This is a genomic window from Halobaculum magnesiiphilum, assembly GCF_019823105.1.
GTDB classification, from domain to species: domain Archaea; phylum Halobacteriota; class Halobacteria; order Halobacteriales; family Haloferacaceae; genus Halobaculum; species Halobaculum magnesiiphilum.
On record NZ_CP081958.1, the window covers coordinates 519,554 to 530,772 of the forward strand.

Genomic DNA, 11,219 nt, shown 5'->3' on the forward strand with positions numbered 1-11,219 from the left:
CTTGCCGGCCGCCTCGTTCCCGGCGCTCGGACCGCGCGTTACTCCCGGCTGACGGCGATGTTTCGGACGGCGCCGTCGCACTCCGGACACGTCCCCGGGTGGCTGTTCGACCGGGTCCGCGTTCCGCAGCCGAGGCACTCGAACACGCCCTCAGACGGGGTATAGGGGTCGATATCGTTTGTCGGCATGTCACACCGTATCATCCCCGAGGTTGTAACTGTTTCCTGCGAATCACTATGAGTAGTACTAGGTGTAAAAGGAGTGACGGTGAACGAACGTCCATTTCTATCCGCTACAGCAGCTCCTCCTCGGCCAACTCGACGGCCTTGCGAACGGCGCCCACCGAGGTGAGGTAGCCGGCGCCGACGCCCGCCTTCGACGCCTTCGCGGCCGCGCCGGTGAGCACTGTCGGTCCCAACTGCGCGACGGCGCCGTCGCCGACGGAGACGAGCCACCCGGGCACGTCGAAGCGATAACTGGCGAGCCGCGGCGCGAAGTCGTCCGGGGAGGCAGACAGCTCGTGGTCGACCAGCCGGCCGACGTTCTCGGCGGCCGTCTTCGCCTCCCGCACCGCCGCCGACGCGGACGCGGGAACCGCCTCGCCGTCGGCGTCGACGACGCGGGCGGCGTCGCCTAACGCGAACGTGCGGTCAGTGAGCCGGAGGTCCGCCCGGACGACGGGTCGGTCGCCGTCGAGGGCGTCGTCGCCGGCGATGCCGCCGGTCCAGACGAGTTGGTCATAGCGGAGATCGCCCGCGTCGGTGACGATCCGGTCGTCGAACACCGCCTCGACGGCGGTGCCGGTCTCCACGTCGACGCCGCGCGCCTCCAATTGCTCCCGGATCGCCCGGCCGAAACTCGCGGGGAAGTTCGGGGCGACCTCGTCCAACTGTTCCACCAGGGCGATCTCCACGTCGTCGGGCACCTCCACCCCCTCCTCGCGGGCCAGCGCGGCGAGCTCGCCGGCGACCTGCACGCCGGACAGGCCGGCCCCGCCGACCACGACGCGGCCGCCGCCGTCGGCCACGTCGAGGAACCGCTCCCGGATCGCGGCGGCGTCGTCGAGCGACTTCATCGGCGTCGCATGCTCGTGCAGCCCCTCGATCCCGTAGTAGGCGGTCTCTGAGCCGAGACAAACCGCCCCGAAGTCCCACTCGATCGCGTCGCCGTCGGCCAACTCCGCGCGGCCCGCCCCCGCGTCCACGTCGACGACGCGGTCGACGACCAACTCCGCGCGGTCGAGCAGGTCCCTCAAGGGAACCGAGATCGCGTCGGCGACCGCGGGGCGGCGGATCGCGCGGTGGGTCTCGTGGACGAGGACGTGCTCCTCGCCGTCGTTGACGAGGGTGATGTCGACCGCCGACGGGAGCCGGGATTCGAGCCTGCGGGTCAGGGCGACGCCGGCGTAGCCGGCGCCGAGAACGACGACGTGCATTCGGTTCGGGTACGGCCGCCGCGGGTAAGGGCGTGACGGGCGTCGCGCTCGTCGGTTCGTCCGAACGTTCACATATCAAGCCGGAACCAGCAGCTCCGTGACCTGAGGTCGACCCGCGGGCGACGAGCGGGTGTGCGGCGCACCGCTCGCGGGGGGCGGGGACGACCGACGGGGCCGAGACGACCGCGCCCCGTCGTCCCCGGACGCAGCCGCGCCGCCTGTCAGCCCGGGGCGCAGCGACGGCTCCGCGTTCGCCGGACCTGTGTCCCCACCCGTTCACGAAGTTCGGAGCGGTGTCCCCGGATCAGAACAGCGCCTTCGACTCGCCGAGGACGCGCGCCGGGCCGCCGACCTCCCAGATGTCGGTCTCGACGCCGACCTCGGCGACGCGCTCCTCGACGCGCTCGGCGTGCTCGGCGGGCGTGTTGACGTAGACGCTCGCGCCGGTGTCCGTCGAGAAGTACACCGGCACGTCTTCCTCCTGTCGGAGCTCGCGGACGGCGTTGAACACGGCGATGGTCTCGGGCTGCCAGTACACCCAGCCGGCGGGGCCGGTCATCGTCGTCGCCGTCAGCGACAGCGAGTCGTGCTCGGCGATCTCGAAGATGCCCGAGAACTCCCCGGTGCGAAGGCGGTCGCGCATCCGCTGGAGCTGCTCGTGGACGTGGGCCATCCGGGCGTCGAACATGTGGCTCGCCTCCGCCTCGCGGTGGGCCTCCTCGGTCTCCTTGTACGCGGGAACGAGCGCCGTCACGACGCGGAGGTCCTCCTCCGGGTCGAAGCCGTCGGGACCGACGCCGACATCGAGACGCTCCGAGCGGCAGTCCTCGTCGTTCATCCCGGCGTACAGCACCGAGTACGCGCCGGTAACCGCGCGCGCTGCCGACGAGGAGCCGCGGCGCGCGACCGTCGATATCTCGGGGCGCGTCATGTCGAGCCCCGCGGCTTCCACGAGCGACATCGCCAGCGCGGCGAAGCCCGATGAGGAGGAGCCGAAGCCGACGTTCGACGGGAAGGAGTTCTCCGACTCGACGCGGACGGCGGCGTCCAGGTCCGCGAGGTCGCGGACGTGGTCGGCGACCATCCCGATACGCTCGGCGCCGCGGCCGTCGACGACCTCGCCGTCGATGCGGTACTCGTCGTCGTCGGGTGCACCGTCCGGTTCCCACTCGACGGTCGTCGTCGTCCGCGAGGGGGCCGTACAGAGGCTGATCGAGTCGTGGTACGGGAGCCGCCGCTCGGCGTCGCGCATCCCGTGGTACTTCACGAGGCCCTGAATGGGGTGGGCCGTCGCCGTGGCCTTCATACCCGCCGAACGGGCGGGCGGGTGGTTAGTCGTTCCGAATGGTCGTATCCGGACCGTCGGCGTCGGCAGCGGTGCCGTGTCCGGGACCGCGTCGGCGTCGACGGCGGCCGGCCCGCGTCACTCGTACTCGTAGAACCCCTTGCCGGTCTTCTTGCCGAGGTCGCCGGCGGCGACCTTCCGCTTGAGGAGGTACGCCGGCTTGTAGCGGTCGCCAAGCTCCTCGTGGAGCGTCTCGCTTGCGTCGAGACAGATGTCGAGGCCGATGTGGTCGGCCAGTTCGAGCGGGCCCATCGGGACGTTCGTACCGAGCTTCATCCCCTTGTCCATGTCCTCCTTCGAGGCGACGCCCTCGTCGTATGCGCGGATCCCCTCGTTGATCCACGGCATGAGCACGCGGTTGGTGACGAACCCGGGCTTGTCGTCGCTCTCCCAGGTCTCCTTTCCGAGGTCCTCGGCGAACGCGTGCGCCAGATCCGTCACCTCGGCGGCCGTCTTCTCGCCGGTGACGACCTCGACGCCCGCCATGATCGGGACGGGGTTCATGAAGTGGAGGCCGACGACGAGGTCCTCGCGGTCGGTCGCCGAGGCGATTGTCGTGATGGAGAGCGTCGAGGTGTTCGTGGCGAGCACGACATCGTCGTCGGTCACGTCCTCGAGGTCCCCGAAGATGTCCTGCTTCACCTCCATGTCCTCGAGCGCCGCCTCGACCACGAGGTCGGCGTCGGCGAGATCGCCGATGGCTGTCGTTCCCGTGATCCGGTCCTGGATGGCCTCGGGCGACTCGTCGAGTTCGTCCTTCGCGTCGAGCCGGGACAGCGACGACTCGATCGACTCCAGCCCGTTGTCGACGAACCGTCGTTCGATGTCGCGCATCACCACGTCGTAGCCGGCGGTCGCGGCGACCTGGGCGATGCCGTTGCCCATGGTTCCCGCGCCGACGACGCCGACCGTCCGAATATCCGAGAGTCCGCGCATGGGAGGTGATGCCCCGGCGGTCACCGTAAGCGTAGCGGAGCGGCAGCGAGGGAACGCCGACGGAATTATCCACGAATGAGAATGTGCGCAGAAAGATTAAACCGTCCGGGTCCGACGCATCCGACAGGTGACCAGGTGTGGGGGATGAGGATGTCAGGGAGTTGAAATTCGTGGGGCCGGCGACGGCCGCGGTCCTCGCGGACGCGCCGTTCGGCGCGGCGGACGTTCGCGAGAAGGCCGTCTCCTACCGGATGCTGATCGACGCCGGGGTGAATCCGGGCGTCGCCGCTCGCATCCGTCGTGAGCACTCGCTGGCGTGGTCGTTCGAGTCGGAGGGCGAGGACCTCGCCCGCCGCTCGAGCCAGGTCCGTGGTCTCGGCGACGCCGAACGGGCGTGGGTCGCCGCCTCGTCCGGCGACTGGCAGGGCCAGGACTCCGAGGGATCCGACGCCGCGGAGGGCGGTGCGGGCGGCGACGACACTGACGACGACGTTCGGGTCGACACCGACGACGCTGCTGCCACGGCCAACGACGACACCGCGGCCACGACCGACGACGAGGAGACGGACGACGGGGAGGCCGCCGAACGGGCGTGGGTCGCCGCCTCCGCCCGCGGCGACGCGTCGGGCACGAAAACCGACGGCTCGGGCGACCCCGTCGCCGCGGAGTCCGCGTGGCGCGAGCGCTCCCGACCGACGCCAGTTGTCGACGTAGCGGGGGTCAACGATCGGGACGCAGCCGACCTCGCGGAGGCGGGGATCACCTCCGCACGCGCGCTCGCCATCGCCGACCCAGAGGAGATCGGCGAGGCCCTCGATCGCGACGCCGCGCACGTGGCAGAACTCCGCGACGCGGCCGCCGAACACGTCGACTGATCGACGGAAGGCGATACTCGCTGCCGAGTAAATATCAATCCTCGTACACCATTTGATTTATCATCGATGGCGTGGCGGAATCATACATGCTCCCCGACGCGGACGCGGCGATCACCCGGGACGGTAAGGCGCTCATTCTCGCGTACGACCACGGGATCGAACACGGCCCGGTGGACTTCGAGCCGAACCCGGAAACGGCCGATCCCGAGCGGGTGTTCGAGCTGGCGACCCACGACGCGGTGACGGCGCTCGCGGTCGGGAAGGGCGTCGCGGAGGCGCACTACCCCAGCTACGACGACGACGTGGCGCTGTTGGCGAAGCTCAACGGCACCTCGAACCTCTGGATGGGCGAGCCAGACTCCGCCGTGAACTGGTCGGTCGAGTACGCCGCCGAGCTCGGCGCCGACGCGATCGGCTTCACGCTGTACGGTGGCTCGAACAACGAGGTGGAGATGGCCGAGGAGTTCCGCGACGCACAGGAGGCGGCCCGCGAGCACGACATGGGCGTCGTGATGTGGTCGTACCCGCGCGGACAGGGGCTGAAGAACGACACCGCCCCCGACACGATCGCGTACGCCGCCCGGCTCGGGCTCGAACTCGGCGCCGACATCGCGAAGGTGAAGTACCCCGGATCGCCGGAGGCGATGGCTCACGCGGCCGAGATGGCCGGCCCGACGAAGGTGGTGATGTCCGGCGGGTCGAAGACCGACGACCGCGCGTTCCTGGAGACGGTCGCCGGCGCGATCGACGGCGGCGCGAAGGGGCTCGCGGTCGGCCGGAACGTCTTCCAGCGGGAGAACCCCGAGGAGATCCTCGACGCGCTGGAGGCGGTCATCTTCGAGGAGGCGTCCGTCGACGAGGCGCTCGAACACACCTCCGCCTCCGCCGTCGCCGACGACTGATGGAGGGAGCCGACTCCGATCCCGGCGACGGCGCCGCGGACTCGGCCGATCCCGACGCGGTCGCCGTCGCGGAGACGACACTGGAGGCCGTCGCCGCGGCGGCTCCCGAGATCCGCGCGGGGCTGCCGGGGCGACGGCGCTACCTCGACGACGAGAACCCGTCCGGCGAGGACGTGCTCGCGGCCGACGTGTACGCCGACGAGCTGCTGGAGGCGACGTTGGGCGACATCGACGGCGTCGGCACCTACGCCAGCGAGGAGCGCGAGTCGACGGTCGACACGGGCGACGGGGCGGTGTCGGTCGCGGTCGACCCGCTGGACGGCTCCTCGAACCTGGAGTCGAACAACCCGATGGGCACGGTCGTCGCGATCTACGACGGTGACCTCCCGGCCTCCGGGCGCGACCTCGTCGGCGCCGGGTTCGTGTTGTACGGCCCGGTCACGACGATGGTCGCCGGCGTCGGCGCGCCCGCTGACGCGACGATCCGAGAGTACCTCGTCACCGGAGAGGGCGACCGGGAGAAGCTGGAACGGATCGAACTCCCCGACGACCCGACCGTCTACGGCTTCGGCGGGCGCGTCCCCGACTGGCCCGACGACTTCGCCACCTACGTCGACGAGATCGAGGACGAGCTGAAGCTACGCTACGGCGGCGCGATGATCGCGGACGTGAGCCAGGTGCTCTCCTACGGCGGCGTGTTCGCGTACCCGGCGCTGGAGTCCGCGCCCGACGGGAAGCTCCGCCTCCAGTTCGAGGGCAACCCCGTCGCATATCTCGTGGAGGGCGCCGGCGGGCGCTCCTCCGACGGCGCCCGGTCGCTGTTGGACGTGGAGGCGACCGGGATCCACCAGCGGGTGCCGGTCCACGTCGGGAACGAGGCGCTGATCGAACGGCTCGAAGCGGCGCTCGACGAGGTTCCAGCCCGATAGCGCTTCCCGAACCGATAGACCCACACGTCGGGCGTGCCGAGGCTGGGTAATGAGAGACCGCTACAAGGCGCTCATGCTGCGCAGCTTCAAGGACGCGATGGACATCGTCGACGAGTACAACGGGTGGGCCGAGAAGGCCTTCGACGACTCCTCGCCGGTGCCGCCGCAGGCGGTGCCGCAGGTCGCATTGATGTTGTACCAGAGCCGGGTGATGGACGGGTGGGGCGGCGAGGGTGGGTTCGACGTGCCGGAGTTCGACGACAAGATGTTCGACTAGCGTCGCCGAACGAGCGAACGGAGTGAGCGAGTGAGGCGACGGTACCACGGCGTTCACAAATCGCACCGCGATTTGTGAGCTCACGAGACCAAAGGTCTCGTGAACGGCGAGGTCTGCGGGCCGAGCCGCCCAGAAAATTAGCGAGGCGCGAGGGAGCGAACGGAGTGAGCGACCGAGCGCCTCGGCCACACGGCGGCGAGCTTGTGGCCGAGCCACGAACATGGGTAGCGTCGACGAACGAGCAAGGACGCCCGCGACGGATGCCCTGGTTCAGTCGTCGCTCGCGGCCACGTCGGCTTCGACGGTGCCGACACGACGCTCGAAGAAGTCGTCGAGCAGTTCGAGGCTCCGGATCTTGTCGTCGATGTCCGAGGAGCCGTGGCCCTCCTCGCCGAGTTCCTCGTACTCGTAGTCGTCGCCCTCCTCGTAGCCGGCGTCCTCGAGGGCGTCGCGGAAGATGCGCGCCTGCGACACCGGGACCCGACGGTCGTTGACGCCGTGGACGATCAGGAGGGGGGCCGCGAGGTTGTCGACGTGGGTGACCGGCGAGCGCTCCTCGTACAGCGCCTCGTTCTCGTCGGGCTCGCCGAGGTACTTCACCATCAGCTCCGAGCGGAAGTGGGGCATGGTGTTCTCGGCCATGTCGAACAGGTCCGAGACGCCGACCCACGCGACCCCCGCGTCGTAGAGGTCGGGGAACTGCACCAGCTGCCAGTACGCCGAGTAGCCGCCGTAGGAGCCGCCGAAGACGACGACGCGGTCGTCGTCCAGCCAATCGTACGCGGCGAGGACGTGCTCGGCCGCGGTGGCAACGTCGCCCTGCTCGGCGCCGCCCCAGTCGTCGTACAGCTCCTCGACGAACTCCCGGCCGCGGCCGGTGGAGCCGCGATAGTTCACCTGGAGCACGGAGAAGCCGCGCGAGAGCAGGAACTGCGTGCGGTAGCCGAACGAGAGCGTGTCGCGGTGGCGCGGGCCGCCGTGGGGGTTGACGACCAACGGCGACGGCCGCTCGCCGGAGTCGTAGAAGATCGCGCCGATCTCCAGTTCGTCGTACGGGTCGTGCTCGACGGCGCGCTGCGGCGTCTCGGGCACGCCGTCAGACTCGACGGTGATGTACTCCGCGTCGGCGAAGTCGTCGGGGGAGAACGGGCCGTACTCGGCCTCCAACACCGTCTCGTATTCGTCGGCGTGGAGGTCGTACGCGAGCAGTTCGGGCCGGCGAGTCGGCGTGGTGTGCATGAGCAGCACGCGGTTCTCGTCGAGGACCCACCCGTCGTCCGAGGGGCCGCGACCGAAGGTTGACACGCCGCCGGGCACGTCGAGTTCGCGCCCCTCACCGGTCGTCGTGTCGTAGACGACCGGGACGACCTCGGCGTCGCGCGTCCGCGTCGCGAGGAAGCGATCGCCGTCGGGGAGGAAGAACTCGGGCGTCTCCTCGTACTCGCTGGTCCCGAACCACGTCACGTCGTCGGCCTCGAAGTCGTACACGCCGCAGCGACCCTTGTCCGGCGTGTTGTCGGAGACGAGCAGCGCCTCGCCGTCGGGGTGCCAGTCCGCCGGCGCCGACTCAGCGCCGGTCTCGCCGATCTCGAGGCTGCGGGCGTTCGATCCGTCGAGATCGTCGCCGGCCGCCGGCCGGCTCTCCGTGGCGCTTCGCGCCACGCTGGCGACGAACACGTCCGCGTTGTCGTAGTCGTCAGACGTGTTCGTCGTGAACGCGAACCGCTCGCAGTCGGGCGACAGCTCCGCCGTCCAGACGGCGCGGTCGTAGTCGGTGACCTTCGTCGTCTCACCCGAGGGGAGGTCGTGGCGGTAGACGTTCATCTGCCCGTCGGCGTTCGACCCGACCAGCAGCGTCTCGCCGTCGTCGCCGACCGACTGGAGCGTCACCTGTCCGTCCATCTCGACGACCGGTTCGGCGGTGCCGTCGCGGTCGATGGCGTGAACGTCGTTCTGCTCGTTGCCGGCCTCGTCGAGGTGGAAGAGGACGCGCTCGCCGGCGGCGTCCCACGCGAAGCCGTGGCGGGCGTCCTTCGGAACCTGACCGTCGGACCACCGGTCCAGTTCTCCGGTGTCGGGGTCGAGGAGGTACAGTTCGTTGCGGCCGTCGATGTCGTAGTACAGCGCGATTTCGGACCCGTCCGGGGTCGACGCGGGGTGCGCCATCGTCGGCAGCTCTGCGAGGGCTCGGAGGGTGTCGTCCGGGGTATCGGTCACGTCCACCGATTCGACCCCGGAACCTTCAGTGTACCCAGAATCGAATTTCTGAAAGTTTCCTGAACCGTTTGGCGGGGAGCGTCGCCCGCCATGGAAAACCCTTTCCGCAATTCTTGCGCACACCACCGTATGAAAGTCCACGTGGGCGCGGGTGCGACCGAGGAGGAGGCCGGCGCCATCGCCTCGGCGCTGGCCGAGCACTTCGGCGTCGACATCGAGGTGTACGCCGGCGACGACGCTCATGACGACGGCGGCGCTGCCGACGAGCCGATCGCGACCGCCGAGCCGCCCGAGATCGAGTACCCCTTGGACGACGACCTGGGTCCGACCGACCGCGAGGCCGAACTCCGCGCGGAGATCGACGACATCCTCGAGGGCGGCCCCGAGAAGTACAAGCAGCGGCTCCCCGAGCAGGGGAAGCTGTTCGTTCGCGACCGCCTCGACCTGTGGTTCGGCGACGGCGGGGCCGGGGGGACCGGCGACGCGAGTACCGAAGACGCCGCCGACGGCGTGAAGTTCGAGGACGGGAAGTTCGCCCACTTCGACGCCTGGCACGGGAACTCCCCCGACGTGGCGGAGGCCGACGAGGGCAACCGGCTCCCCGCGGACGGGCTCATCACCGGCGCCGCCGAGTTCGAGGGGCGCGACCTGCACTTCATGGCGAACGACTTCACCGTGAAGGCGGGGTCGATGGCCGGTCGCGGCGTCGAGAAGTTCCTCCGGATGCAACAGCGCGCACTCAAGAACGGGAAGCCGGTCCTCTACCTGATGGACTCCTCGGGCGGCCGGATCGACCAGCAGACCGGGTTCTTCGCCAACCGCGAGGGGATCGGGAAGTACTACTACAACCACTCGATGCTCTCGGGGCGCGTCCCGCAGATCTGCGTGCTCTACGGCCCCTGTATCGCCGGCGCCGCCTACACCCCGGTGTTCGCCGACTTCACCGTCATGGTCGAGGGGATGTCCGCGATGGCGATCGCGTCGCCGCGGATGGTGAAGATGGTCACCGGCGAGGAGATCGAGATGGACGACCTGGGCGGTCCTGACGTGCACGCGAAGTACTCCGGCAGCGCAGACCTCGTCGCCGAGGACGAACAGCATGCCCGACAGCTCGTCGCGGATCTGATGAGCTACCTCCCCGACAAGGCCGGCGAGAAGCCGCCCCGCAGCGAGCCGAAGCCGCCGACGTATTCGCCCGACGGCATCGACGAGCTGATCCCGGAGGCGCCGAACCGCCCGTACGACGTCCACGACCTGCTCGACCGCATCTGCGACGCGGAGTCCGTTTTCGAGCTGAAACCCGAGTACGGCACGGAGATCGTCACGGCGTTCGCCCGCATCGACGGCAAGCCCGTCGGCGTCGTCGCCAACCAGCCGACCGAGCGCTCGGGTGCCATCTTCCCGGACGCCGCCGAGAAGGCCGCCGAGTTCATCTGGACCTGTGACGCCTACGAGATCCCCCTGCTGTACCTCTGTGACACGCCGGGGTTCATGGCCGGCTCGCAGGTCGAGAAGGACGCCATCCTCGAGAAGGGCAAGAAGTTCATCTACGCGACCTCCTCGGCCACCGTCCCCAAGCAGACCGTCGTCATCCGCAAGGCGTACGGCGCGGGCATCTACGCGATGGGCGGCCCCGCCTACGAGCCGGAGTCCGTCATCGGGCTCCCCTCCGGCGAGATCGGGATCATGGGCCCCGAGGCGGCGATCAACGCCGTCTACGCCAACAAGCTCGCTGAGATCGACGACCCCGACGAGCGCGCCGAGCGCGAGGACGAACTCCGCGAGGAGTACCGCCGCGACATCGACATCCACCGGATGGCGAGCGAGGTCGTCATCGACGAGATCGTCCCGCCCTCCGACCTCCGCGAGGAGCTCGTCCAGCGGTTCGACTTCTACGAGGACATCGAGAAGTCGGTCCCCGACAAGAAGCACGGGACCGTTCTCTAGGGCCGGATCCGACCCGCCCGGTCCGACAGTCGTTCCGTTCACTGCTCGGATCCCTCAGACCGGCTGTTACCGCTGTGATAACGGCGGGTGACCGGATCCTTCCGGCTATCTGTTCGCGGTCGGAACGATAGATTTTACGATGGAGACCATCCCGTCACGCGATCCGACGGGCGTCGGTCGACGCCGCAGAAGTGAGGACAGAGCGCGCGTCAAGACCTCGATTTCGACCGGTAATGGACGGATCTTCGGCGGGTTCGGGACCAGCTATCGTCCGAGTTATTGTACTTTTACTGAACTTTAGAAGTGTCGTGGCTTCTCTCACCCTCGTCGGAGCGAGCGCGCCTCCGCGGGGAGAG

General features: G+C 69.2%; 10 protein-coding genes. 5 read left to right on the plus strand and 5 right to left on the minus strand.

All coding sequences use genetic code 11. From position 1 onward, the window contains the following. Window positions 1–38: 38 nt before the first annotated feature. The 4 genes from K6T50_RS02765 to K6T50_RS02780 all read right to left on the minus strand — a co-directional run bounded on the left by K6T50_RS02765 (window position 39) and on the right by K6T50_RS02780 (window position 3,716). Complete coding sequence (locus K6T50_RS02765; protein WP_222607904.1) at window positions 39–188, minus strand: rubrerythrin-like domain-containing protein; 150 nt, start codon at window positions 186–188, stop codon at window positions 39–41. A gap of 104 nt (window positions 189–292) precedes the next feature. After that, window positions 293–1,435, minus strand: a complete 1,143-nt coding sequence (locus K6T50_RS02770) for an NAD(P)/FAD-dependent oxidoreductase (RefSeq protein ID WP_222607905.1) — start codon at window positions 1,433–1,435, stop codon at window positions 293–295. A gap of 304 nt (window positions 1,436–1,739) precedes the next feature. Further along, entirely contained in the window at window positions 1,740–2,741 is a 1,002-nt protein-coding gene (gene mvaD, locus K6T50_RS02775; RefSeq protein ID WP_222607906.1) for a phosphomevalonate decarboxylase MvaD, read from the minus strand. A gap of 117 nt (window positions 2,742–2,858) precedes the next feature. Further along, window positions 2,859–3,716 (minus strand): 3-hydroxyacyl-CoA dehydrogenase family protein, encoded by an 858-nt coding sequence (locus K6T50_RS02780; RefSeq protein WP_222607907.1) that lies wholly within the window; start codon window positions 3,714–3,716, stop codon window positions 2,859–2,861. A gap of 137 nt (window positions 3,717–3,853) precedes the next feature. Between K6T50_RS02780 and K6T50_RS02785 the strand changes: the two genes are divergently transcribed. The 4 genes from K6T50_RS02785 to K6T50_RS02800 all read left to right on the plus strand — a co-directional run bounded on the left by K6T50_RS02785 (window position 3,854) and on the right by K6T50_RS02800 (window position 6,699). Then, window positions 3,854–4,591 (plus strand): DUF7409 domain-containing protein, encoded by a 738-nt coding sequence (locus K6T50_RS02785; RefSeq protein WP_222607908.1) that lies wholly within the window; start codon window positions 3,854–3,856, stop codon window positions 4,589–4,591. Between the two features lie 86 nt (window positions 4,592–4,677). Beyond that, window positions 4,678–5,493, plus strand: a complete 816-nt coding sequence (locus tag K6T50_RS02790) for a class I fructose-bisphosphate aldolase (RefSeq protein ID WP_222607909.1) — start codon at window positions 4,678–4,680, stop codon at window positions 5,491–5,493. Beyond that, window positions 5,493–6,422, plus strand: coding sequence for a class 1 fructose-bisphosphatase (locus K6T50_RS02795; RefSeq protein ID WP_222607910.1), 930 nt, complete (start codon window positions 5,493–5,495; stop codon window positions 6,420–6,422). Before K6T50_RS02790 ends, K6T50_RS02795 begins: the two co-directional genes overlap by 1 nt. Before the next feature lie 49 nt (window positions 6,423–6,471). Further along, window positions 6,472–6,699: a hypothetical protein gene (locus K6T50_RS02800; RefSeq protein WP_222607911.1), complete on the plus strand. Its 228-nt coding sequence runs from the start codon at window positions 6,472–6,474 to the stop codon at window positions 6,697–6,699. Window positions 6,700–6,969: 270 nt separating this feature from the next. Here K6T50_RS02800 and K6T50_RS02805 read toward each other — a convergent pair whose 3' ends face one another. After that, window positions 6,970–8,865, minus strand: a complete 1,896-nt coding sequence (locus tag K6T50_RS02805; RefSeq protein WP_222608802.1) for a S9 family peptidase — start codon at window positions 8,863–8,865, stop codon at window positions 6,970–6,972. Between the two features lie 180 nt (window positions 8,866–9,045). Here K6T50_RS02805 and K6T50_RS02810 point away from each other — a divergent pair, with 180 nt between their 5' ends. Beyond that, window positions 9,046–10,863 (plus strand): acyl-CoA carboxylase subunit beta, encoded by a 1,818-nt coding sequence (locus tag K6T50_RS02810; protein WP_222607912.1) that lies wholly within the window; start codon window positions 9,046–9,048, stop codon window positions 10,861–10,863. Window positions 10,864–11,219 lie beyond the last annotated feature (356 nt).

Bases quoted from the DNA above. Each gene is read 5' to 3' on its own strand.
- K6T50_RS02790 (WP_222607909.1), top strand. From the start codon at position 4,678: ATGCTCCCCGACGCGGACGCGGCGATCACCCGGGACGGTAAGGCGCTC.
- K6T50_RS02810 (WP_222607912.1), top strand. From the start codon at position 9,046: ATGAAAGTCCACGTGGGCGCGGGTGCGACCGAGGAGGAGGCCGGCGCC.
- K6T50_RS02770 (WP_222607905.1), bottom strand. From the start codon at position 1,435: ATGCACGTCGTCGTTCTCGGCGCCGGCTACGCCGGCGTCGCCCTGACC.
- K6T50_RS02800 (WP_222607911.1), top strand. From the start codon at position 6,472: ATGAGAGACCGCTACAAGGCGCTCATGCTGCGCAGCTTCAAGGACGCG.
- K6T50_RS02795 (WP_222607910.1), top strand. From the start codon at position 5,493: ATGGAGGGAGCCGACTCCGATCCCGGCGACGGCGCCGCGGACTCGGCC.
- K6T50_RS02780 (WP_222607907.1), bottom strand. From the start codon at position 3,716: ATGCGCGGACTCTCGGATATTCGGACGGTCGGCGTCGTCGGCGCGGGA.
- mvaD (WP_222607906.1), bottom strand. From the start codon at position 2,741: ATGAAGGCCACGGCGACGGCCCACCCCATTCAGGGCCTCGTGAAGTAC.
- K6T50_RS02765 (WP_222607904.1), bottom strand. From the start codon at position 188: ATGCCGACAAACGATATCGACCCCTATACCCCGTCTGAGGGCGTGTTC.
- K6T50_RS02805 (WP_222608802.1), bottom strand. From the start codon at position 8,865: ATGGCGCACCCCGCGTCGACCCCGGACGGGTCCGAAATCGCGCTGTAC.